This is a genomic window from Rhodococcus sp. RCBS9, from assembly GCF_029457415.1.
In the GTDB taxonomy this organism is placed as follows: Bacteria; Actinomycetota; Actinomycetes; order Mycobacteriales; family Mycobacteriaceae; genus Rhodococcus_F; species Rhodococcus_F qingshengii.
On sequence record NZ_CP120422.1, the window covers coordinates 355,031 to 378,793 of the forward strand.

The 23,763-nt window shown below is 62.5% G+C and carries 22 protein-coding genes and 1 tRNA gene; 7 read left to right on the plus strand and 16 right to left on the minus strand.

Going from position 1 to position 23,763, the window contains the following annotated elements; genetic code table 11:
- Positions 1-8 precede the first annotated feature (8 nt).
- From P0M12_RS01745 to P0M12_RS01765, 5 genes are all read right to left on the minus strand, one after another.
- On the minus strand, positions 9-380 hold the full coding sequence (locus tag P0M12_RS01745; RefSeq protein WP_007726173.1) for a limonene-1,2-epoxide hydrolase family protein: 372 nt from the start codon (positions 378-380) through the stop codon (positions 9-11).
- Complete coding sequence (locus tag P0M12_RS01750) at positions 377-1,531, minus strand: 3'(2'),5'-bisphosphate nucleotidase CysQ (RefSeq protein WP_215515997.1); 1,155 nt, start codon at positions 1,529-1,531, stop codon at positions 377-379. Before P0M12_RS01750 ends, P0M12_RS01745 begins: the two co-directional genes overlap by 4 nt.
- Positions 1,528-3,372 (minus strand): adenylyl-sulfate kinase, encoded by a 1,845-nt coding sequence (gene cysC / locus P0M12_RS01755; protein WP_003941334.1) that lies wholly within the window; start codon positions 3,370-3,372, stop codon positions 1,528-1,530. The genes P0M12_RS01750 and cysC overlap by 4 nt, the downstream gene beginning before the upstream one ends.
- Complete coding sequence (cysD, locus tag P0M12_RS01760; protein ID WP_277377393.1) at positions 3,372-4,298, minus strand: sulfate adenylyltransferase subunit CysD; 927 nt, start codon at positions 4,296-4,298, stop codon at positions 3,372-3,374. The genes cysC and cysD overlap by 1 nt, the downstream gene beginning before the upstream one ends.
- A 143-nt stretch (positions 4,299-4,441) precedes the next feature.
- Positions 4,442-5,377, minus strand: a complete 936-nt coding sequence (locus tag P0M12_RS01765; protein WP_047270168.1) for a helix-turn-helix domain-containing protein — start codon at positions 5,375-5,377, stop codon at positions 4,442-4,444.
- 116 nt (positions 5,378-5,493) lie between these two features.
- Here P0M12_RS01765 and P0M12_RS01770 point away from each other — a divergent pair, with 116 nt between their 5' ends.
- From P0M12_RS01770 to P0M12_RS01780, 3 genes are read left to right on the plus strand one after another with little or no spacing between them, the layout of a single operon-like run.
- A complete protein-coding gene (locus P0M12_RS01770) occupies positions 5,494-6,660 on the plus strand; it encodes a hypothetical protein (RefSeq protein WP_030537322.1) in 1,167 nt (388 codons plus the stop codon).
- Positions 6,661-6,662: 2 nt separating this feature from the next.
- Positions 6,663-7,445 carry an SDR family oxidoreductase gene (locus tag P0M12_RS01775; RefSeq protein ID WP_007726165.1) on the plus strand — a complete coding sequence of 261 codons (783 nt, stop codon included), beginning with the start codon at positions 6,663-6,665 and terminating at the stop codon, positions 7,443-7,445.
- Between the two features lie 7 nt (positions 7,446-7,452).
- On the plus strand, positions 7,453-8,592 hold the full coding sequence (locus P0M12_RS01780) for a sulfotransferase (protein ID WP_042445529.1): 1,140 nt from the start codon (positions 7,453-7,455) through the stop codon (positions 8,590-8,592).
- 85 nt (positions 8,593-8,677) lie between these two features.
- On the opposite strand, the gene P0M12_RS01785 is transcribed toward P0M12_RS01780, so the two are convergent.
- Positions 8,678-9,523 (minus strand): alpha/beta fold hydrolase, encoded by an 846-nt coding sequence (locus tag P0M12_RS01785; RefSeq protein ID WP_042923176.1) that lies wholly within the window; start codon positions 9,521-9,523, stop codon positions 8,678-8,680.
- The gene (locus tag P0M12_RS01790) at positions 9,520-11,310 is read right to left on the minus strand and encodes an amidohydrolase family protein (RefSeq protein WP_165639711.1); all 1,791 of its coding nucleotides are present in this window, start codon (positions 11,308-11,310) and stop codon (positions 9,520-9,522) included. Before P0M12_RS01790 ends, P0M12_RS01785 begins: the two co-directional genes overlap by 4 nt.
- Positions 11,311-11,407: 97 nt before the next feature.
- Here P0M12_RS01790 and P0M12_RS01795 point away from each other — a divergent pair, with 97 nt between their 5' ends.
- Both P0M12_RS01795 and P0M12_RS01800 read left to right on the plus strand, forming a co-directional pair.
- Positions 11,408-12,055 carry a TetR/AcrR family transcriptional regulator gene (locus tag P0M12_RS01795; RefSeq protein ID WP_042923173.1) on the plus strand — a complete coding sequence of 216 codons (648 nt, stop codon included), beginning with the start codon at positions 11,408-11,410 and terminating at the stop codon, positions 12,053-12,055.
- A gap of 394 nt (positions 12,056-12,449) precedes the next feature.
- The gene (locus P0M12_RS01800) at positions 12,450-12,575 is read left to right on the plus strand and encodes a hypothetical protein (protein WP_003941303.1); all 126 of its coding nucleotides are present in this window, start codon (positions 12,450-12,452) and stop codon (positions 12,573-12,575) included.
- An 82-nt stretch (positions 12,576-12,657) separates the two neighbouring features.
- Here the strand turns inward: P0M12_RS01800 and P0M12_RS01805 are convergent, their stop codons facing one another.
- Entirely contained in the window at positions 12,658-13,953 is a 1,296-nt protein-coding gene (locus P0M12_RS01805; RefSeq protein ID WP_007726155.1) for a DNA cytosine methyltransferase, read from the minus strand.
- Between the two features lie 159 nt (positions 13,954-14,112).
- Positions 14,113-14,183, minus strand: a tRNA-Cys gene (locus P0M12_RS01810).
- A 233-nt stretch (positions 14,184-14,416) separates the two neighbouring features.
- Between P0M12_RS01810 and P0M12_RS01815 the strand changes: the two genes are divergently transcribed.
- Positions 14,417-15,685, plus strand: a complete 1,269-nt coding sequence (locus tag P0M12_RS01815; protein ID WP_042445586.1) for a multidrug effflux MFS transporter — start codon at positions 14,417-14,419, stop codon at positions 15,683-15,685.
- Here P0M12_RS01815 and mraY read toward each other — a convergent pair.
- Complete coding sequence (gene mraY, locus P0M12_RS01820; protein ID WP_003941316.1) at positions 15,682-16,758, minus strand: phospho-N-acetylmuramoyl-pentapeptide-transferase; 1,077 nt, start codon at positions 16,756-16,758, stop codon at positions 15,682-15,684. The two genes, P0M12_RS01815 and mraY, sit on opposite strands and share 4 nt — an antisense overlap.
- 85 nt (positions 16,759-16,843) lie before the next feature.
- Here mraY and P0M12_RS01825 point away from each other — a divergent pair, with 85 nt between their 5' ends.
- Complete coding sequence (locus P0M12_RS01825; protein WP_020970065.1) at positions 16,844-17,377, plus strand: MarR family transcriptional regulator; 534 nt, start codon at positions 16,844-16,846, stop codon at positions 17,375-17,377.
- A 93-nt stretch (positions 17,378-17,470) separates the two neighbouring features.
- Here P0M12_RS01825 and P0M12_RS01830 read toward each other — a convergent pair whose 3' ends face one another.
- The 6 genes from P0M12_RS01830 to P0M12_RS01855 form a co-directional block, all read right to left on the minus strand.
- The gene (locus P0M12_RS01830; RefSeq protein WP_003941374.1) at positions 17,471-18,247 is read right to left on the minus strand and encodes an enoyl-CoA hydratase; all 777 of its coding nucleotides are present in this window, start codon (positions 18,245-18,247) and stop codon (positions 17,471-17,473) included.
- Positions 18,247-19,140: a 3-hydroxyisobutyrate dehydrogenase gene (gene mmsB, locus P0M12_RS01835; RefSeq protein ID WP_003941308.1), complete on the minus strand. Its 894-nt coding sequence runs from the start codon at positions 19,138-19,140 to the stop codon at positions 18,247-18,249. Before mmsB ends, P0M12_RS01830 begins: the two co-directional genes overlap by 1 nt.
- A gap of 23 nt (positions 19,141-19,163) precedes the next feature.
- Positions 19,164-20,222, minus strand: a complete 1,059-nt coding sequence (locus P0M12_RS01840) for an enoyl-CoA hydratase/isomerase family protein (RefSeq protein ID WP_256519475.1) — start codon at positions 20,220-20,222, stop codon at positions 19,164-19,166.
- The gene (locus P0M12_RS01845) at positions 20,219-21,379 is read right to left on the minus strand and encodes an isobutyryl-CoA dehydrogenase (protein ID WP_064075262.1); all 1,161 of its coding nucleotides are present in this window, start codon (positions 21,377-21,379) and stop codon (positions 20,219-20,221) included. Before P0M12_RS01845 ends, P0M12_RS01840 begins: the two co-directional genes overlap by 4 nt.
- A 14-nt stretch (positions 21,380-21,393) precedes the next feature.
- A complete protein-coding gene (locus tag P0M12_RS01850) occupies positions 21,394-22,911 on the minus strand; it encodes a CoA-acylating methylmalonate-semialdehyde dehydrogenase (RefSeq protein ID WP_003941275.1) in 1,518 nt (505 codons plus the stop codon).
- 129 nt (positions 22,912-23,040) lie between these two features.
- Positions 23,041-23,763: a copper homeostasis protein CutC gene (locus tag P0M12_RS01855; RefSeq protein WP_007726141.1), complete on the minus strand. Its 723-nt coding sequence runs from the start codon at positions 23,761-23,763 to the stop codon at positions 23,041-23,043.

A 23,763-nucleotide genomic window follows, 5' to 3' on the forward strand; every position in this document is an offset into this window, starting at 1 on the left:
CGCCCCGATCAGGCCTGGCCGGCTGCCGCATTGATCGGCGCCATGTCGAAATAGTCGCGCCAGGCTTTGATCTTTCCGTCCTCGACTTCGAACACCCCCATGACCGGGAGCGCTACCTCGGCGCCGTTGATGGTGAAAACGTCGACGCGCTCGTTCATGACGGTGTTGCCGTCCGCGACCTGACGCTTGATCTGAAAGTCGATGTTGCCGAAGGCACCGACAAACTGCTCGATGAACGCCCGGACGGCCTCGCGACCGACCACGGGCTCCATCGGGATGTTGTGATAAACGACGTCATCGGTGAAGTAGTCGACGATCTTTGCAACATCGGCGTCTGCCCACAGCGCACAGAAATCGGTGATCAGTTTGTCCGATGTCATTGTGTTCCAGCCTCTTTCGAATCGTCTTCGTGGGGTTCGATGATTGCCAGGATGCTTTCGATCTCGCCTGCCGGTATCCCGAAGTACTCGGTGACGAAAACTGTGACGGCCGGTGCCTGGCCAGGTGTTCCGAGGTCGAGCAGATACCGGGCTACGACGCTCTCGCCCCACTCACGCAGCGCGAGTTCACGTATCGCCACGATTCCGCGATATTGCTGGCCTTGTTCGAGCTCGTTGCTGATGAAGGCTCCGCTGTCACCGGTTCGCTGACCGTTCTCGACCCGCCAGGCGTCGGCGGCGAAGCGGACCTTCGTTGCGTCATGAGTGAGCAATGCGTTCACGTATTCACGCGCCATGGCGACGCGTCCGCTGACCGCAGACTCCGTGGAGTGCTTGGCAATTGCGCCCAGGATCGACTCCGACAACTCCGGTCGGCAGATCACGAGATCCGGCAGGTACGGATGCGATTCGTTGTAGAGCAGCGGCGAACCGTCGATGCGGCTGCAATGCAGTCCCGCCGCCTGTGCGACGCCGACGGGTGCAGCCGAATCCCATTCCCACTGCCCACCGGCGTGCAGGTACGCGTCGACCTCGCCGCGCACCACCGCCATCGCCTTGGCGCCGGCCGATCCCATGTGCACCACGTCGGCGCCGAGTTCGGCTGCCACCGCTTCGGTGAATGCGGGTGGTCGCGATCCGCTGACTACTACGCGGAGCGGCGAGTTGGCGGCAACCGAAGCTGCCTCGTCGCCACTGGAGTACACCGCTCCGAGCGCCGGCTGAGCAACCGCGGCTGCGGTAATTCCGCTACCGCGCTCCCAAAGCGCCACGTGCACTGCCCAATCCGCATGATTCGGCAAGCCGTATTCCTTGGAGCCGTCCAGCGGATCGATGATCCAGACCCGAGCTGCATCCAGACGACTGCGATCGTCGGCAGATTCCTCAGAGAGCACGGCATCGCCCGGCCGCTCGGCAGCCAACCGGTCGAGGATGTAGGAATCGGCGGCCTTGTCGCCCCGGCGACCCAGTTCACGACCGCCGTCGACACCAAGACCCTCGGCTCGGATCCCCAGGAGGATCGCACCGGCGGCCTGCGCCAATTCCGCCGCGAGTGCCTCGTCGGCGATTCTGCTGTGTGTGGATTCGCTCACCGGTCCAACACTTCCATAATTCGCAGCGCAAGTTCGGTAGGCGTTCCGTCTTCGGGTCTGATCACCAACTCGGGACTTGTCGGAGCTTCGTAGGGATCGTCGACTCCGGTGAATCCCGTGATTTCCCCGGCCCTGGCCTTGGCGTACATGCCCTTGGGGTCTCGGGCTTCACATTGCTCGATCGGGGTGTCGACGTAGACCTCGACGAACTTCAGCCCGGCGGCCTCGTGCGCCGCCCGCACTCGATCACGATCTTCGCGGTACGGGCTTATCAGGCAGGCCACTGCCACTGCACCTGAATCAGCGAACAACTGCGCCACCGAGCCGACTCGGCGGACGTTCTCGGCGCGGTCATCGGCACTGAATCCCAGATCCGCGTTCAATCCGTGCCGGAGGTTGTCGCCGTCGAGGCGGTACGCCGGGATACCCGCGGCCACCAACCGCCGCTCGAGTTCCACCGCGATCGTCGACTTACCCGAGGCCGAGAGACCGGTGAGCCAGACCGTGGCGCCGGCAGTCGCACGTTCCTCGCGAGAAACCTCTGAACTGTGCCAGACGACGCGCGATTCCTTGAGTGTCGGACCGTTGATCATTCCGGCGGCGACGGTATTGCCCGTGGTCTCGTCCACGAGAATGAAGCTGCCCGTCACGCGGTTGCGGCGGTAGGGATCGAACATCAACGGCTGCTGCGTCTTGATCGAGATGCGGCCGATCTCGTTGAGGGACAGAGATTCTGCCTTCTCGTCGCGGTGCAGCGAATTGACGTCCAGCCGGTAGTCGAGCTTGACGATCTGCGCTTTCGTGGAGCGCGTGGTGTGCAGCAACGAGTAGCGATTGTTCTCCGACAGAGTTGTCTGTTCGGTCAACCAACAGACCATCGCATCGATTTCCTGCCCGACCTGCGGCCGGTTGTTGAGTCGACACAATTGGTCCCCGCGGCTGACGTCGAGATCGTCGGTCAGCTCGATGCATACGGCCGAGGGCGCAAACGCTTCGTCGATCACGTCACCGCCCGGCCCGTGGACTGCCTTCACCGTCGAGGTGAATCCTGAAGGCAAAGCCACGATTTCGTCGCCGGGCTTGAAGACGCCACTGGCCACCGTTCCGGCGTATCCACGGAAATCGTGGAGGTCGGCGTCGGTCTGCTTCTGCGGACGGATCACGTACTGCACCGGAAACCGAGCGTCGATCAAGTTGCGGTCCGACGCGATGTGCACCTGCTCGAGATGGTGCAGCAGAGAAGGCCCGTCGTACCAGGACATGTTCTCGGTCCGGGCAACGATGTTGTCCCCCAACAGCGCCGAGACCGGAATGAACGTCAGGTCGTGGACGTCCAACTTGATCGCGAACTGTCGGAATTCTTCCTTGATCTCCTCGAACCGTTCCTGAGACCAGCCCACGAGGTCCATTTTGTTCACACACAGCACGAGGTGGGGTATCCCCAGGAGAGTGGACAAGAAGGCGTGCCGCCGCGTCTGTTCGAGCACCCCTTTGCGAGCATCCACCAGGATCAGGGCAAGATCGGCCGTCGACGCGCCGGTCACCATGTTGCGGGTGTACTGCTCGTGCCCGGGAGTGTCCGCGATGATGAACTTCCGATGAGGGGTCGCGAAATACCGGTGGGCCACGTCGATCGTGATGCCCTGTTCACGCTCGGCGCGCAATCCGTCGGTCAGTAGCGCGAGGTTGGCGTACTCGTCGCCGCGTTCTCGGCTGCTCCGTTCCACGGCCTCGAGTTGGTCCTCGAAGATCGACTTGGAGTCGTAGAGCAACCGGCCGATGAGTGTCGATTTTCCGTCGTCGACACTGCCCGCTGTAGCGACTCTCAGCAGTTGCGGCATCAGAAGTACCCCTCTTTCTTACGATCTTCCATGCCAGCTTCGGAAATCCGGTCATCAGCTCTGGTTGCGCCACGCTCCGTGATACGGCTCGCCGCAACTTCTTCCACGACAGCGCCCGGTGTTTCGGCCGACGATTCGACACATCCGGTACACGTTGCGTCGCCGACCGTACGGAAGCGCACCAACGCCTCGTAGGACTCTTCGCCGGCGCGAAGCTCGAGGAAACGGGTGCGTGCCAACAACATTCCGTCGCGTGGAACCACCTCGCGACGATGGGCGTAGTAGATGCCGGGGAGGTCGATCTGCTCGCTCTCGATGTACTGCCAGATGTCGAGCTCTGTCCAGTTCGAGAGCGGGAAGATCCGAATATGTTCGCCCTTACGGTGTTTGCCGTTGTACAGGTTCCACAGTTCAGGTCGCTGCACCTTCGGATCCCATTGCCCGAACTCGTCCCGGAAGCTGAACACCCTCTCTTTGGCGCGCGCCTTCTCCTCGTCTCGGCGAGCACCACCGAACACGGCGTCGAACTTGTTGTCGCGAATTCCGCGCAGCAACGCGTGCGTCTGCAGGCGATTGCGACTGGAACCGACTCCGGTGTCCTCGATGACGCGACCGGCGTCGATGTCGTCCTGCACGCTGGAGACGACAAGACGCAGGTTGAAGCGATCGACCGTCTGGTCGCGGAATTCGATCACCTCGTCGAAATTGTGACCGGTGTCGACGTGCATCACAGCGAACGGCAGTGGGGCAGGCCAGAATGCCTTGGCCGCTACGTGCAGCATCACGACGGAATCCTTACCTCCGGAGAACAGGAGGACCTGCTTTTCGAAAGTCGCTGCGACTTCGCGGAATATATGGACCGCCTCCGCTTCGAGTGCTCGCAGATGCGACAACTCGTAGGCGGGCGGGGTCTGGAGTGTTGCCATGTCTTTCGCTCCTGAGCATCACGTACTCCGTGCGGAACACCATTTCCGCATCGGTACATTTATGTACCGGACTGGTTCTAAATTGAACGCAATCACAGAATAGAACTCGTTCTACCCAAAGGTCAATGACCGGCAATCAGACGTCACAGACCGCGAACCGGACTCCTGCCACCAACTTCCGCCGTCACCGCATCCGCCGCCGCAACCAGCACCGCGGCGCGGCGCTCGATCTCGGCGCCCGTGATCGCCCCACCCACATACAGAGTGAGCACAAGGGCCTGATGCCCCTCGGCGTCATAGGTCGGGGCGGCAATGAGACTCACCGGATGCTCGTCGTCAGAGCTGATGTCGCGTCCGAGATACACCCTCTCGCCCAGGCTCGACACCATCTCACCGAGCAGTTCACGCACCTCCGGCGGAAGATCGTGCGTCGCAACGCCCGCCATCAGCGTGTGCAGTCGCTGCCCGACGGGATCCAGACTCTCGACCAGATACCCCGCAGCGCGACACTCGCGGACCACGTTCCACAGACGCTCGCGATCCAAGCGCACCGGCAGGCTCGGCTCTTTGCTCAGCCAACTGTCCATGTCGTGATCCGAACCCCAGAGGACGTACATCAGTCCGACCGGTGGAGCGAACGGGTACACCTGACCGACCTTGGCGGCGCGACGCGCGCCGATCGGTCCGGTCACTTCGAGAACGCTGATCTGATCACCGATCACACCGGACGCCGTGCACGTCGTCCCGAACTCCGTGCTCACTTTCTCCAGATGGGTGCGGGCAATGGGTCCGACGGCAAATCCCCGCTGAGCTGCACGTCCGGCTGCGATCAAGGCCGGACCGAGCCCATAGGTCTTCGACACCTCGTCCCGAGTCAGGTATCCACGATCAGCCAGCGCCGTGAGGATTCCCAAGCAGGTGGGCTTGCTGATCTCGAGCGCGCGGGCCAGTTCCGACAGCCCGAACCGCTGATCAGGGCGACCGACGAGGTAGTCGAGCACCTGAACCACCCGTTCGGTGGGAGGCGATTGTCTCCCCCTCGGGCGTCCCTCTTCAGGCGTCTTCTCCGGTCCACCCATTGACCACTCCCTAGAACGCGTTCTATTGTCGAAATACCCAACATCTACCAAATAGGTACATATTTGTACCACGACGCTCTGGACCGGCGACATAGTCGGAACTGTGAGGAGCCAGCGTGCTGACGGACCCGTTTGCCGAGGCGATCGCCGAAGCCGAGAAATTGATCGAGACTGCGCCGCACATCAGATCCGAACAGGATCTACTGGAGGGATACCAATATCTGGCCGGCGGAATCATCGCGACGACGCATGCCGCCTGGGCCGGCGAAAAGACCCATCCGAGTTTCATCCAGGGCACCGGACCATTCACCAAGATGGGCCTCGACAACCCCGACACTCTGTACTTCGGCGCCCGTATCAACGACGACAAGGAATACAAGGTCACCGGAAAGCGCGGCACCACAGCCGATCTCAGCTTCCAGGTGTTGAGTGGGAACTACACCAACTCGAACGTTCCCGGCAGCGAAATCGCCTTCGACGACCGCGAGCTGGAGATAGACGACGACGGCAACTTCGTCGCTTGGTTCGGCCCCGGCCCCGCCGACGGCCGAGCCAACTACTACACCCTGGCGCCCGGATCCTCGCAGCTGGTCGTTCGCGAGGTCTACAGCGACTGGAGTCAGCAGCGCGGCGTGATCCGCATCGAGCGCACCGATTCGATCGGGATCGCGCCGCCACCTCTCACCGCCGAAGAGACCGAGAAGCGTTACGCCCGGGCTGGGAAGGCACTGGTCACGCGGGTCAAGACGTGGCTCCAGTTCCCGGAGTGGTTCTACCTCAAGCTCGCGGTCAACACCATGACCGAACCACGCCTGACACCGGGCGGGCTGGCAACGCAGTACTCGTCGGTGGGACATTACGAACTCACCGACGAGCAGGCGATGATCATCACCGTTCCCGCCTCCGACGCACCGTATCTCGGCTTCCAACTGGGGAGCCTCTGGTACATCTCACTGGACTACGTCAATCATCAGACCTCCCTCAACAACGGCCAGGCACAGGTCGATCCGGACGGGATGGTTCGAATGGTGGTCAGCGAGAAGAACCCCGGTGTCACCAACTGGATCGAAACCGTCGGACATCCGCGCGGCATTCTGCAGTTCCGTTGGCAGCGCGTGTCCCGCGAGCTGACGCCGCAGGACGGTCCCACCGTCGAAATCGTCGCCGTCGCAGATATTGCGAAGCACCTGCCGCATTTCGACACCAACGCCATCACCGCCGAGGACTGGGCAGCGCGCATTGCCCAGCGCCAGGCCGCCATCGACAACCGAATGCTGGGGTAATCATGACCGCCTTGCTCGAAGACCGTGTAGTAGTCATCTCCGGAGTCGGCCCGGCACTCGGCCGCGCTCTGGCCCTTCGATGTGCGTCGGCCGGCGCGAGTCTTGTTCTCGCAGCACGTACGCAATCGCGACTCGACGACGTTGCGAAGGAAATAGTCGATGCCGGTGGGCGCGCCGTCACCGTTGCCACCGACATCACCGACCAGGCTTCCGCCGAGAATCTGGTGGCCGAGTCCATTGCCGCCTACGGCAAAGTGGACACTCTGATCAACAATGCATTCTCGATTCCGTCGATGAAACCGTTGGCTCGCACCGATTACCAGCACATCCGCGACAGCATCGAACTGACCGTGCTGGGTGCGTTGCGCCTGACTCAGCTGTTCACGCCGGCACTTGCCGAGTCGGACGGCTCCGTGGTGAACATCAATTCGATGGTGTTGCGGCATTCGCAAGAGCGTTACGGCAGCTACAAGATGGCGAAGTCGGCCCTGCTCGCCATGTCGCAGTCCCTGGCCACCGAACTCGGCCCGCAGGGAATTCGTGTCAATTCGATTGCACCCGGCTATATCTGGGGAGACACCCTCAAGGGATACTTCGCGCACCAGGCGGAGAAGTTCGGCATGACCGTCGAGCAGATCTACGAGCACACTGCGTCGAACACCGACCTCAAGCGCCTGCCGACGACGGATGAAGTATCCGACGCGGCGATCTTCCTGGCGTCTCCGATGGCCAGCGCGATCACCGGCCAATGCATCGACGTCAACTGCGGCGAATTCCATCACTAGGAGCACCATGACTGAACGCACTCACGTCGGCACCGTCGAGGATCTCCACGCCTCGGCGACACGGATGACCGGACTGACGGACTTCGGCGTCGACGATTACACCGAAGCTCTGTCGGTCCTGCTCGAGTCCTACGACCGCGACGAGGATCTGACGCCCTTCGGCAGCAAGATCTCTCGGGTATTCCTTCGCGGCGCCCTGGTGGCCCGTCTGCTCAGCGAATCGGCGTGGAAGGAGCATCCGGAACACGCCGACGTCAAGATCGAGCGGCCGATCTTCGTCACCGGATTGCCACGAACGGGCACCACTGCCTTGCACCGCCTCCTCACGGTCGACCCGGCTCACCAGGGCCTCGAGATGTGGCTGACCGAGTTCCCTCAGCCTCGCCCGCCTCGCGATACGTGGGAATCGAACCCGGTCTTCGCCAAGATCGAGGAGACATTCGGTCAACACCACGTCGAGCATCCCGAATTCATGGGCGTGCACTACATGTCGGCCAGCGAAGTCGAAGAATGTTGGCAACTCTTGCGTCAGACGTTCAAGTCCGTGTCGTACGAGTGTCTGGCCAATCTACCCACGTACTCCGCATGGCTGAAGGACCAGGAGTGGTCGAACGCCTATGCACGACACAAGAAGAACCTGCAGCTGATCGGTCTGCCCGATCAGGATCGACGGTGGGTCCTCAAGAACCCGAGCCACCTGTTCGCGCTCGACGAATTGATGGAGGCGTACCCCGACGCGCTTGTCATCCAGACTCACCGCTCCCCTTCGACGATCATTCCGTCGGTATGCAGCCTGGCCGCCCAGGCGACAGAGGGTTGGTCGAACACGTTCACCGACAAGGTGATCGGCGAAAGTCAGCTCGAATTGTGGGCCAGGGGGCTCGAGCAGTTCGACAGTGCACGCGCACACCACAATCCCGCACAGTTCATCGACGTCGACTATCAGGACTTCGTCACCGATCCGCTGGGAACCGTCGAGAACATCTACACGCATTTCGACATCCCGTTGACATCTACCGCCCAGCAGTCGATGGAGGCCATGCACGAGGAAAGCCGCTCGGGTGCTCGCAAACCGTCGCACAAGTACACGCTCGAGGAGTTCGGCCTGACGAAGGAGCAGGTGGAAGAGCGATTCGGAGCTCGCTGACCACGGTTGGTCGACGACCTTGCTGACGACCTTGCTGACGACTGAAGCCCCCGCCGAACGGCGGGGGCTTCAGTACGAAACTCAGTCAGCTGCTGAAATGCTCACCGAGCAACCGATCCAACTCCGTCGGCGCCTCGTCGGGGATCCAGTGGCTCACACCCCGGAGAACTTCGAACCGGTACGGACCGTCGACAAACGCGGGGGTGAGCGCAGACCCTTTGGGTCCGATGGCGGCGTCGCCGTCACTCCAGACGTGCAGGGTCGGCACGGTGACCCGGGCAGCTTCCGGGTTCGGCTTGGTCATCCACATCGCGCGATACCAGTTCAGACCACCCCGCAGCCGGCCGGGAGCCAGCATGGCATTCAGATCGCGCCGTGCGTTCTCCGGCGTCTGCCCGCTCGAGATCAGGAACTTCTCACCCGCCGAGGTGGAGGACAGAACCTTCTCGGGAACGAACGGCAATTGGAACGCCCCCATGTACCACGACTTCAGTCCTTGTGTGCTGGTCACCATCGCCTTGATGAACGCCAGTGGGTGCGGAACCGACACCGCGGTCACGGTATCGAGCAAGTCCGGCCGTTCGGCGGCCACCTGCCATGCGACTGCGGCACCCCAGTCGTGGCCGACCAGGTGCACTTTGCCCACCCCGAGTGCGTCGATCAGTGCGACAGTGTCAGCAGCTAGTTCGGACCCGCGGTACGCCCAGCGCGCTTTCGGCCGCGCGCCGGGTGAGTACCCTCGCTGATCCGGTGCGACGGTCCGGAAGCCGCGGTCGTGCAGTAGCGGTGCGAGCTGATCCCACGAGCTCGAATCCTGCGGAAATCCGTGCAGGAGAACCACGACCGGACCGTCGGCGGGTCCTTCGTCGCGTACGTCGAAGGTCAGCCCGGACCGGGAGTACGAGGAGAGGCGATCCGCCGGTGTAGTCATAGCGCCACGCTAGTCTTCGCGGCCCGCGTAATCGGAGCCTTTTCACCGGCGCGCAGGAACTGGCCTGTCTTTTCGATGCCGAATCCGGGGGCGAATTCGCCGTCGCGGTAGACGAGTCGGCCGTTGATCACCGTAGCGACGGCTGCGTCGTCGCTGCGGTTGACCATCCGGCTGATCCCGCCGTACTCGGGAACCTTTGCCTCGAACAACCCGTCCACCGACTCGTCGAGGCCGGCCGGGTCGATGACAACGAAGTCCGCGCGGTCACCCTGGCGCAGATGTCCGGCGTCGATGCCGTACCAGTCCGCCAGTTCGCCGGTCAGGCGGTGGATTGCGCGCTCGATGGTGAGGAACGGCTTGCGGTCACTCTGAGCGTCCTTGACGCGCTTGAGGAGTCGCACGGGGTAGTTGTAGAACGCCATGTTGCGCAGATGTGCGCCGGCATCGCCGAAGCCCATCTGCACACCGGAACTCGCGGCGAGTTTCTTCGCGAACTTGGGCCGGTGATTGGCAATGGTGGTGCGCCAGCGAAGATCTCGCCCGTACTTCACGACCAGGTCGAGGTACGCGTCCACCGGGTGCACTCCGCGGATGTCACCGACCTGACCGAAGTTCTTGCCGATCAACGTCTCGTCCGGGCATCCCACGATGACCGCATCGTAGAAATTGCGATGCCAGATGCGGGGTGAGAACTTGTTGTCGTAGTCCTTACGGAATGCGCGACGGTACGACTCGTCCTGGAGCAGTTCGTTGCGCTCCACCTGGTCCTTGAGGTGCAAAGCGGCGGCGCCGGCACCGAACTCCTCGAACACGACCAGGTCGATTCCATCCGCGTAGACGGTGAAGGGAACCGGAAGGTGCTGCCACTTGAAATCGGTCTTGGCGAAGCGATTGAGCAGTGGGGCCGCAGCGAGCATGAAGTACACGATCACCGGGTAGGCCTTCGAATCCGCACCGGAGAGCAGCGACGTCTTGAGCGGCTTCTTGCGTCCGATCGCCGAGCTTTCGGCGAAGAACGCCGCGACGTTCGGATGCAGGTTGATGGTCGGAGCGCTCTGCAAGATCTTGCCGCGATCGCGAAGGATGCGGTTGAGGAATCGGAACTCTTTCCACCGTGCATACGTAGACGGCAAAGAGCGAGAACGATATTCGTCGCCGTCGATCTTGTCGAGGGCATTGGTCATCGACGACAGGCCGAGCATCCCAGCGTCGATGGCGTCCTCGAGCATCGAGCCCATCCGGCCGAGTTCCGAGCGAGTCGGCTTGACCTTCTTGTCGGTACCGCGCCCCAGTCCGAGTACGTGCGTGCGGATATCGGAATGACCGATGAAGGCCGCGACATTGGGTCCGAGGGGAAGGGCTTCGAGGGCGGCGGTGTACGCCGCGGGACCGGTCCAGGTCTTGTTCGCTTCGAGGATGCGCAGCACCGCGTCGTGGGGAACTGCTTCGACCCGGCTGAACAGATCCGCGATCTCGCGCGGCGTCGAATACACCGTCGACAGCGAGCAATTGCCGAGCACGACCGTCGTGACGCCGTGGCGAACCGATTCCGGAAGCCCTGGACTGACCAAGGCTTCGGCGTCGTAGTGCGTGTGGACGTCGACAAAGCCGGGGAGAACCCATTTGCCGGCCGCGTCGATCACTTCTGTGTCCGGCCCGATCTCGAGGCGCGTCGTGGACACCTCCGCGACCACGCCCTCTCGAATTCCGAGATTACGACGCAGACCTGGAGCCCCCGTCCCGTCGAACCACAACCCGTCGTTGACCACGATGTCGAAAGCAGACACTGTTGGACTCCTCGCCTCACGTATGTGTTACCTCACGTTATAGACAGCGTTGAGTAAAAGTCAATGAACCATTCGAACCAATACATAAGATGACGGAATGGCTGCAGTCCCCCGCTCCCCCGAAGACCGTCAGAGGCAAATCCTCGAGGTGGCAGTACACATGTTGCGGACCGAGCCTTTCGACCAACTGTCGATGGATCGCGTCGCAGCCGAGGCCGGTGTCTCGCCGCCACTGCTGTTCCACTACTTCAAGAACAAGAAGGGTTTCCAGAACGCCATCCTCGAGGCCGCCTCGGCCGATCTCGAAGATCGAATGCGACCGGATCCCGAGCTACCCATCACGTCCCAGCTGCGCTCAGGTATCGAGACATTCGTCGACGCCGTTATCGAGCACCCCACCATTTACCTCGCCGTGATGCGTATGGCCGGCAGTGGCGACGTTCGAATGCGCACGATCTACCGAGGCATGCGCCGCACTTTCACCACGTGGATCGTCGCTGCGCTGACGAATCTAGGCATCGAATCGAATGCGACCGTGGAGGCGACAATCGCCGGGTGGCAGGCATTCATGGAGGAAATCGTCGTCAACTGGATCGACGAGCCGACGCTCGAGCGAGGCGAAATGGTCGACCTCTGCGAACGAATCTTCTACCACTGCCTACCGGCAGCGGGCATCAGCGTGGAGCAAATAGTGGCAGCCACCGTTGTCGCGACGGCCAGTGAGTCCGGCGCAACACAACTGTGATCTTCGTGCCGGGGTTTCACAGGTGGTCACGATTGGGTATCTTGCTTGCAGTGGCACTGGACCACGACCCCAACACATGAAGGATCCAACATGGAGTCTGTCGAAAACGTATTGCCCGAGGGTGTCAAGCTCGAAGACGTCTTGAGTGTCCTCAAGGTCGCAGTTGCGGGCATCGGCCTCATCAGCGCACTTTCGGCATTCAGCTGATCGCAAAGCGTCATCGACAGGCCGGACTTCGGGGAGTCCGGCCTGTTTTTTGTTTACGTTCCTGAACAATCCGTGAACTTTTCAGCAACTTCAGCGCAAAGCGGTCATTTCGACCCAAACAAGCGTCCAGTTTGCTACCTTGTGTCTGCGACACAAGGTCGTACAGAAACACCACGCAGACACAACCTTGTACATACACACCTGTACATACGACACGGAGGACCGAAACATGGGTTCCATCAACACCCTCAGCGCCGTCATCGACATCATCAAGGTCGTCCAGCCGTTGATCGCCAAGCTCAACCTCAGCTGATTCGCTTGGACCACACCCCTGCCAGGGCGTAACTCGAAATGGGGCCGACATCGTCGGCCCCATTTTCCGTAGGTGCCCTATCTCAGCCGAGTGCCTTCTTGATCTCTCCTGCCAGTACCGACGCCAGCTGCGGCGGCACCGCATTGCCGATCATCGTGCGCACCGCTCCCCACTTACCCTCGAAGACGTAGTCGTCGGGAAAGGTCTGGAGGCGAGCAGCTTCTCGAACGGTCAACGATCGCGTGTGTTTCGGATGCACGTTGCGTGAAGCCGAGATCATCCCGAAAGTGGTTCCGACCGTGGACGCCGGCTCGTCCCACCGGAGGCGCTTGTACGTCGTGTTGTATCCGGACGACGGTCGCATGGCCGGATCTTCGTTGTCGTGAGCCGACATTCCTTCCGGTACATCACGCAGCCACCGCAAGACGTGCTCGGGATGCTCGACGGCCCAGTGCAGCGGGTCCGTCTCGCAAGCCTGCCCGGATTCCAGCGGGGCCAGGTCGACGGTGGCATCGCGAAAAGTCCTCAGCGGCGCAACACCATTCACGCCGTGAGTCTTCGGCGGAAAACGCAGCGGCCCGATACCACTGTCGCGGCGGGTCGCCACGATGAACACTCGTTCCCGGAACTGCGGGACGCCGTAATCCTGCGCATTGACCGTGTTGACCGACGCGTCGTAACCGCATGCAGCCATCTCGCCGAGAATCCGGTCGACGACCATCCCACCGTCCGGGTCTTTCATGCTCAGCAGCAGCCGAACATTTTCCATCACCACGACCTTCGGCCTCACCAGATCGGCGAGCTCGAGTAGGTTCCGGAAGAGATGGTTACGCGGATCGTCGCGGTCTCGCCGGCCGGCGAGACTGAAACCCTGACACGGCGGCCCCCCGGCCAACACATCGATATTCACCTGTGCCAGAAGATCTTTCACACGGGCTTCGTCGATCGCCCGGATGTCCTCACCGAGGCACTTCGCGCCGGGGAAGTTCCGATCGAAGGTCGCGCGCGCCTCCGGCACGACTTCGATGTATCCCTCCACCGAAAACCCCGCCATCCGAAAGCCTTCGGCCATACCGCCACAACCGGAGAACGCCGTCAATACGGTGGGGCCACCGTTTCCTGCCCCCGCGACCGCACGCCTGGCCACCGAGGCGGGGTCGTTGACCGGTGTCGCTCGACGCGCACGGGTACTACCGCTCGATCGCTTCCGGGGGGCCGCGTACGTGCCCTCACGCTTGGCCGCTTCCAGCGCGGAGAGGGCCGTGAGAACTGCTCGTTCCGCCGGTGGCTTCGGATACGCCTTGTCGAGTTCCCACGCGGAGACGACGGCTGACGAGACTCCCGCCTGGCGGGCGAACTGGAACTGACTGATCCCCACGTGCAAGCGCCGCGATCGCAGGTCCTGTCCCGAAATCAATTCAGTGCCTCACTCATGTGGTCCGCTCGCTCCGGCAGCCCAGACTATCGCAGCCGACCCCGCGAACCGGGACCACACAAGAGAGACCGGCAGGCGATATGCCTGCCGGTCTCCGACACGAGCGGATGACGGGACTCGAACCCGTGTGAACGGCTTTGCAGGCCGGTGCCTAGCCACTCAGCCACACCCGCGTCAGTGAGTAACTCTGCCCTGAGTGACGATCTCGAACCACAGTTCCGCTCAGCATGATTCGAGTGCGTTCTCGCCAAGCGTTCCAGTCTCTGGGAAAAGTGCGGGCCTTTCGGGAACAAATCGGTCAGTCTCGATGCTGACTCCCTCGGTGGGCGCAGGTCATTCGATTGCGGCCCGAATTTCGCCCGAACGACCGAGCAGTTCGCCAGACCCAGACAACCCAGAAGGTTTCATGAGTGCCGAGAACACCGCCATCGCCCCGCTTGTGAAGGCAGCCCCGCCCGTGAAGGCAGCCCCGCTGGAAACGAGCAGTATCGACCGTAAGCCGAGCGTCGGGAAGATTCTTGCCCTCGGTTCCATGACTGCACTCGGGCCCTTCACCATCGACATGTACCTGCCCGCGCTGCCGGATATCGGTGCCGATCTCGGGGTCTCGTCGTCAACGGTTCAGCTGACCATCACCGGAACTCTCATCGGCCTCGCACTCGGCCAGCTGTTGGTCGGGCCGCTCTCGGACACTCTCGGCCGCAAAAAGCCGCTGCTTGCCGGAATCGGCGTCCATATCCTGGCTTCGCTGCTGGCGGTCTTCGCACCGAGCATCGCGGTCCTCGGCATCCTGCGGGTTTTCCAGGGCATGGGCGCGGCGGCCGCGGCAGTGGTGACCATGGCGATCGTGCGCGACCTCTACAGCGGTAACACCGTTGCCGTTGTGATGAGCCGGCTGATGCTCGTGCTCGGCGTTGCGCCGATCCTGGCGCCCAGCATCGGTGGCGCCCTCCTCGTCGCCCTCGACTGGCGCGGGATCTTCGTCGTACTGGCACTGATCGGCGTCGGCACGGCGATGATCGGTGCGTTCGGACTGTCCGAAACATTGCCGAAGGAAAAGCGTCGCCCGAGCGGATTGACGTCGGTTCTCCGTACCTACGGTTCGCTGCTCGGCGACCGCACGTTCATGGTCCTCACGCTCGTCTCCAGCGTCGGCATGGCGTCGTTGTTCGCGTATGTCTCCGGCGCGTCGTTTGTCTATCAGGATCAGTACGGCCTCAATCAGCAGGAGTTCGCACTGCTCTTCAGTGCGGGCGCTATCGCGTTGATCGGCGCTTCGCAGGTCAACGTTCGACTGCTCGATCGCTGGACTCCTCAGCAGATCACCAAGTGGGCCCTCGTGGCTGCGGTTGTCTCCGGGGCCGTCGTCATTGCTGTCGCGGTCCTGGAACTCGGCGGACTCGCCGGATTCGTGATCGCACTGTGGGTCATGGCCGGCGCCATCGGGTTCGTTCTGCCCAACGCCCCGGCACTGGCCCTCGCTCGTCACGGCGAAGCGGCCGGTACTGCCGCGGCAATGCTCGGTGCATTCCAGTTCGGCGTCGGTGCGGCCATCGCGCCGGCAGTCGGTCTACTGGGAAACACGAGCACAGCCCTGGCCGTCACGATGACGGCGTGTGTGTCGCTCGGTCTGATCGCTCTTCTGGCTACGACCCGAAAGAGTGAATCGGTCTAACCGGCAGCGGAGAACCACTCGCTGTAGAAGGTGGCAAGTCCCAGGACGCACGAGATCGCGACGAAGATCCAGAATCTTGCGATCACGACGGTTTCCGGCCAACCGAGTAACTCGAAGTGATGATGGATCGGGGCCATCTTGAATACGCGTCGACCGGACGATCGGAAGACCAGAACCTGGATGATCACCGACAGGATCTCAGCGACGAACAGGGCGCCGATGATGACCATCAGCAGCTCGGTGTGCGTCGTGACGGACAGGCCGACAACCAGGCCGCCGAGTGCCAAGGAGCCGGTGTCGCCCATGAAGATCTGAGCCGGGGCGGCATTCCACCAGAGGAAGCCGAGGCACGCCCCGCCTGCGGCGGCAGCGACGATCGCTAGATCGAGAGGGTCACGAACGTCGTAGCAACCGGCGGCAGGCTCGAGGACACACGAGTTCCGGTACTGCCAACCGGCGATGACGACGTAGGTCCCCAGGATCATGCCCATCGAACCGGCCGCGAGACCGTCGAGGCCGTCGGTGAAATTGACGGCGTTGGACCAGGCGAACACCAGAATGCAGAAGAAGACCACAAAGCCGATGGCACCCATGGAGAACACCGAGATGTCACGAACATGGGACAGGTACTGGCTTCCGGGAGTGACTCCGTTGTTGTTGGAGAACTGCAGGAACAAAATGCCGAAGATGATGGCACTCGCCAGCTGACCGACGGTCTTCGCTGTCTTGTTGAGCCCGAGATTGCGCTTCTTACGGATCTTGATGAAGTCGTCGAGAAAGCCGACGATTCCCAGTGACGTGGCGAGCGCGAGAACCAGCCAACCGGATGCAGACAGCCGCGGTAGCCGCGAGCCGAATCCGATGATGTGTGCCGCCAGGTAGCCCGCCCACATACCGGCGATGATCGCGATCCCGCCCATCGACGGGGTGCCACGCTTGCCCTGATGACTCTGCGGACCCTCGATCCGAATCTCGTGCCCGAGCCCCTGCCGCGAAAGCACACGAATGAGAAACGGAGTCAGGAAGAGCGCGACGAACAACGAGACGCCACCCGCTACGAGGATTGAAATCACCCGTGGGACTCTACAGACGTAAGCGGCTGCGACACACAATCAGACAAGGCACCCGACCGCTTGCCAGCATGGGATGATCGAACTTATGTCTCCCCCCGCGCCGCTCCCCCTCGACCCCATCGAAGAGGCGCATCGTCAGTGGACGAAGCACGGTTGGAGCGATGTCGCCGACGGTATGGCTGCGGTCACGTCGGTGATGCGTGCGCAGCAGATCATGATGGCGCGGGTCGAAGAGGTACTCAAGCCTCTCGGGCTGACCTTCGCCCGCTACGAACTGCTGACGCTTCTCACCTTCACCAGGTCGGGCGCACTCCCGATGGCCAAGGCAAGTGCCCGACTCCAGGTTCACCCCACCAGCGTCACCAATGCCGTCGACCGTTTGGAGAAAGCGGAGTTGGTCAGGCGGGTCCCGCATCCCAGCGATCGCCGTGCAACGCTCATCGAGATCTCGGACGCCGGTCGCGCACTGGCCCTCGAAGCGACCGAAATGCTCAACAGCAAGGTGTTCGCTCACCCCGGACTCCAGCAGGACAAGCTCGAGCAATTGGTGACGATCCTCACTGAACTTCGCAAGACTGCGGGTGACTTCGACACCGGCGGCGCACCGACCAAGTGGTGAACCGACCACCCGTACACACAAAGAAACTGCCCTCACACTCTCGACGAGTGTGAGGGCAGTTTCAGCGCTGTTGAAATTCGGCGCTGTTGAAATTCAGCGATGCTTGAATTCTGCCGACCGCTTCTCCACGAACGCGGTCATGCCTTCCTTCTGATCCTCCGTCGCGAAGGTCGAGTGGAACACCCGACGCTCGAAGCGGACGCCCTCGGCGAGGGTGGTCTCGAAGGAGCGGTTGACTGCTTCCTTGGCCATCATCGCAATCGGCAGCGACATCTCGGCGATGGTGGTTGCGGTCTTCAAGGCATCGTCGAGCAGATCGGCGGCCGGAACGATCCGGGCAACCAGGCCTGCACGTTCGGCTTCTTCTGCGTCCATGTTGCGGCCGGTGAGGCACAGCTCCATGGCCTTGGCCTTGCCCACGGCGCGCGTAAGGCGCTGCGAGCCACCGATACCCGGAATGACACCGAGCTTGATCTCGGGCTGGCCGAACTTCGCGGTATCCGAAGCGATGATGAAATCGCAGAGCATCGCAAGCTCGCAGCCACCACCGAGCGCGTATCCGGAGACGGCGGCGATCAGCGGCTTACGAGCTGCTGCGACGCGATCCCACGGGGTGAAGAAATCCTCGACGTATGCGTCCATGTACGTCTTGGACTGCATTTCCTTGATGTCGGCACCGGCGGCGAAGGCGCGCTCGGAACCGGTGATCAGGATGGCTCCGATGCCGTTGTCCGCTTCGAGGTCGGCAACCGCGGCGACGACCTCGTTCATCAGCTCGGAGTTCAGCGCGTTGAGAGCCTTCGGGCGGTTGAGCGTGATGACGCCGACGCGACCCTTACGCTCGAGGATGATGGTGTTGAAGTCGGTCACTACTGTCCTTCGGTCGAACGGTCACGGATGTCGTTGATGATGGCAGAGAAGTCCTGACCGCCACCGCCCGCGGCATGGAAGCGACTGTAGAGTTCGGCGGCCTTGAGTCCGATCTCTGCATCGACGCCGTTGTTGCGCAACGCATTTGCTGCCAGACCCAGGTCCTTGTCCATCAGTGCAACAGCAAAGCCGGGCTGGTAGTCGTTGTTGGCCGGGCTGGTGGGCACAGGTCCCGGAACCGGGCAGTTGGTGGTCAGTGCCCAGCACTGTCCCGAGGCGTTGGACGCCACGTCGAAGAGCGCCTGGTTGCTCAGGCCGAGCTTTTCGCCCAACACGAACGCCTCGCTGATCGCGATCATCGAAATGCCGAGGATCATGTTGTTGCAGATCTTGGCTGCCTGGCCGACACCGGCGTCGCCGCAGTGAACGACCTTGCGGCCCATCACGTCCAGCAACGGTGACGCGGCTTGGAAGTCAGCCTCGGAACCGCCGACCATGAATGCCAGCGTGCCTGCGGTAGCTCCGACGACTCCACCGGAGACCGGTGCGTCGACGCTGCGGTGACCGGCTGCTTCGGCCTTGTCGTGCGCCTCGCGGGCGTCGGCGACGTCGATGGTGGAACAGTCGATGAACAGCGTGCCCGGTGTTGCCACCGGCAGCAGCTCTTCGTACAGACCCAGAACGTGCTTACCGCTCGGCAGCATCGTGATCACGACGTCGGCACCGCGAACGGCGTCGACCGCCGAATCCGCCACCGATGCACCGTCTTTGACTGCCTGCTCCAGCGCCGCAGGTGCCAGGTCGAAACCGACGACCTTGTGTCCGGCCTTGACGAGATTGGCCGCCATCGGGCCACCCATGTGACCGAGTCCGATAAATCCAATGGTGCTCATTAGTGATGCTCCTTCGGCGGTGATCAGTTGCCTTGCGGTTGAGGGGCGAGTCCGAGCTCGTTGTCGCCCAGCGGGGCGAAGTAGGCGTCGACGGATTCTGCCGTGACGTCGTCGAGAGTTGCCGGCAACCACTTCGGGTTTCGGTCCTTCTCCACGACCTGGGCGCGAATGCCCTCGACCAGATCGTGTGAGGCGAGCGCAGCGGTCGAGACCCGGAACTCCTCGTTGAGGACTTCTTCCACGCTTGCTGCTTCCTTGGCATGCCGCAGAGATCGCAGGGTCACCGACAGTGCAATCGGGGACTTGCCGAGAATCTGCTCCGCTGCCTTCTCCGCTTCGGGGATTCCACTTGCGCGAAGACGCTCGACGATGGTGGATACGTCGTCGGCGGAGTACGCGGCGTCGATCCAGCTCTGCTGGGCCAACAGTTCCGACACCGGAGCCGGCTCCGCGTACTGCGCCACGGCGTCGGCAACCGAAGACGACGCGAGTGCGGCGATGAACGTCTCGATGTTCTCCGACGGGATGAAGTGATCCGCGAAGCCTGCTGCGATGGCATCGCCGGCGCTCAGTCGCGCCGTGGTGAGCGCGATGTGCGTCCCGAGTTCACCGGGAGCACGCGAGAGCAGGTAAGTTCCGCCCACGTCTGGAATGAAACCGATTCCGGTCTCGGGCATTCCGATCATCGAGCGCTCGGTCACGATGCGAATGTCGCCGTGTGCGGACACTCCGACGCCACCGCCCATGACGATCCCGTCCATGATCGCGACGTACGGCTTCGGGTAGTTCGCGATCTCGGAGTTGAGGATGTACTCCTCACGCCAGAAGTCGAGCGAACCGGTCTTGCCGTCCTTGGCGTCATGGTAGATCGAGACGATGTCGCCGCCGGCGCACAGACCACGCTCGCCGGCGCCCGTGAGTACGACTGCCTTGACGTCGTCGTCGGACTTCCATTCCTCGAGGGCCTTGGCCATCGCCTTGACCATCGAGTGGTTGAGGGCATTGATCGCCTTGGGACGGTTGAGAGTGATGAGCCCCAGCCCGTCACGCTTTTCGATCAATACCTCGAGCTCGTCGCTCATGCTGCTCCCTGCTTTCCCTGACCTGATGCGACCACGCTGCGGGCGATGACCACCCTCATGATCTCGTTGCTGCCTTCGAGGATCTGATGAACCCGAAGATCGCGGACGATCTTCTCGATCCCGTACTCAGCAAGATAGCCGTACCCGCCGTGAAGCTGGAGGGCCTTGTTGGCTACGTCGAATCCGGTGTCGGTGGCAAAGCGCTTGGCCATCGCACACAACTCCACGACGTCGGACGCTCCGTCTTCGAGTGCGGCAGCGGCGCGCCACAGCAACGTCCTGGCCGCTTCGAGTTCGGTACGCATGTCGGCGAGCTGGAACTGCAGGGCCTGCGACTCGATCAGTGCCGAACCGAAAGCTTTGCGGTCCACCAGATATGCGACTGCCTTCTCCAGCGCTGCCTGGGCCCCACCGACCGAACAGGCGGCGATGTTCAGCCGGCCGCCGTTGAGACCTTTCATGGCGATGCGGAATCCGCTGCCCTCTTCACCGAGCATGTTGGCGGCAGGAACTCGCACGTCTTCGAAGATCACCTGACGGGTGGGCTGCGCGTTCCAGCCCATCTTGATCTCGTTGGCACCGAAGGACAGTCCGGGCGAATCCTTGGGCACGATGAACGCCGAGATCCCCTTGGCACCGGCAGATCCGGTGCGTGCCATCACGACGTACACGTCGGAAGTGCCTGCGCCGGAGATGAACTGCTTGACGCCGTTGAGGATGTAGTCGTCGCCGTCACGAACGGCCTTGGTGCTCAGGCCCGCAGCATCGGAGCCAGCGCCGGGTTCGGTGAGGCAGTAGCTGCCCAGTTGATCCATCGAGCAGAGTCCGGGAACCCACTTGTGGCGCTGTTCGTCGTTGCCGAACTGGTCGATCATCCACGTGACCATGTTGTGGATGGAGATGTACGCGGCGATCGACGGATCGCCCTTGGCCAGCTCTTCGAAGATCCGTGCAGCGTCGACGCGGCTCAGTTCACTGCCACCCACGTCTTCACGAATGTAGATACCGCCCATCCCCAGGGATGCCGCCTTACGGAGGACGTCCACCGGGAAATGCTTGGTCTGATCCCACTCCACTGCGTTGGGCGCCAGATGCTCGGCCGCGAAGTCGCGGGCAGTGTCACGAATCGCCCGCTCGTCATCGGTCAGAGTAAACATGGAAAGTGTTCCGATCAGTTCATCGTGGGGATGACGAAGTGGTTGGTCTCTTCCTTCTTGCCGGAAGGCCAGCGCTGCGTCACGGTCTTGGTCTTGGTGTAGAAGCGGAAGGAGTCGGGACCGTGCTGGTTCAGGTCACCGAATCCGGAGCGCTTCCAGCCACCGAAGGTGTGGTACGCGATCGGGACCGGGATCGGCACGTTCACGCCGACCATGCCGACGTTGACGCGAGCGGTGAAGTCACGCGCGGTGTCGCCGTCGCGGGTGAAGATGGAGACGCCGTTGCCGTACTCGTGTTCGGTCGGAAGACGCAGTGCCTCTTCGTAATCGGCAGCGCGGACCACCTGAAGGACGGGTCCGAAGATCTCTTCCTTGTAGATGCGCATGTCCGAGGTGACGTTGTCGAACAGGGTTGCGCCGGCGAAGAATCCACCTTCGTGGCCTTCGAGGGTGAAGCCGCGGCCGTCGACGACTGCCGTTGCGCCCTCGTCGATGCCGATCTGCACGTAGTTGTTGACGCGGTCGAGGGCATCCTGGCAAACGAGCGGTCCGAAATCGACGCCTTCGTCGTCACTGCGACCGATCTTGAGCTTCGCGACGCGCTCCTTCAGCTTCGCGACAAGAGCGTCCGCGGTCTCCTCGCCGACGGGAACGGCAACCGAGATGGCCATGCAACGCTCGCCGGCGCTGCCGTAGCCCGCACCGATCAGGGCGTCGGCAACCTCGTCGAGGTCGGCGTCCGGCATGACGATCGCGTGGTTCTTGGCGCCACCGAAGCACTGTGCGCGCTTGCCGTGAGCTGCGGCCGTCTCGTAGATGTACTGAGCGATCGGCGTGGAGCCGACGAAGCCGACGGCTTTGATGCGATCGTCGGTGAGCAGAACGTCGACAACTTCCTTGTCACCGTTGACCACGTTGAACACACCCGCGGGCAGTCCCGCTTCGAGGAACAGCTCGGCCAGGCGCAGCGGCACGGAGGGGTCGCGCTCGGAGGGCTTGAGGATGAAGGCGTTACCGGCGGCGAGGGCGGGGCCGGCCTTCCACAGCGGGATCATCGCGGGGAAGTTGAAGGGCGTGATACCGGCGACGACGCCGAGCGGCTGACGCATGGAGTACACGTCGATGCCGGTGCCGGCACTCTCGGTGAATTCACCCTTGAGCAGGTGCGGAGCGCCGACGGCGAACTCGATGACCTCGAGGCCGCGCTGGATGTCACCCTTGGCGTCGGCGACGGTCTTGCCGTGCTCGGACGAGAGGAGGCGGGCCAGAGAATCCATCTCGGCCTGAGCGAGCTGCAGGAACTTCATCAGCACGCGGGCACGCTTCTGCGGGTTGAACGCTGCCCACACCTGCTGCGCCTCTTCGGCATTGGCGATGATGGCTTCGGTCTCGGCCTTGCTCGCGAGGGGAACGCGGGCCTGCACCTTGCCGGTGTTGGGATCGAACACGTCCGCAAATCGATCAGATGTCCCGGGAACACGCTTGCCACCGACGAAGTGCGTCAACTCGTGAACCGTCGCATTTTCAACCATTGTGCTAACCCGTTCCTTGCTCGTATGGACCGCCCAGGAGGCAGCAGTGAATATGTCTACCATCCTATAGTTGGATGTCCATGTATGTCTAGAGCCCAAGGGCTGTGCGCCTTTATTAACCGCGGGGGGTTAATAAAGGCGCACAGCGCGGAGCGCGGCTGCCGCTTCCTGCGCGACTACTGCATCGGTGACGTCGTATCCGTCCGATCCCCCACCAGGTCCGCCGGAAACTGCGACAACCTTGCGCGCCGAGAGATGCACCGCATCGACGCCGACGGCAGCGATTGCCGGGATGTCGTCGACGGTTATTCCGCCACCGGCCATGATCTGGATCCGGCCCGCGGCATGTTCGACCATTCGACCGATCTCGTCGAGTCCCTCATTGCAAGTGTCCGCACCCCCGGACGTCAGCACGCGGGTCACGCCCAGGTCGATCAGTTCGTCCAGCGCGGTCAGACGGTCGGTCACCACGTCCATCGCACGATGTACTGTCACCTCGACTCTCGCCCGGTCCACGCATCCGATGATGCGGCGCAGCACGACGGTGTCGATCGAATTGTCTTCTGTCAGCGCGCCGATCACGATGCCGGAAGCTCCACCGGCCACAGCAGCATGTACGTCGTGCTCCATCACCCACACTTCGTCGGGTGAGAACACAAAACCTCCGGCGCGCGGACGGATCAGCGGGTGAACCGCGATCCCCACGTCCGACACAGCCTCGATCACTCCGATGCTGGGCGTCAATCCCCCCGTCGGGCCGAGTGCCGCACACAACTCGACTCGAGTCGCTCCCACCGAACGCGCGATCCTCGCCCCCCGCACGTCCTGCACAGCCAGCTCCAGAACCGTCAT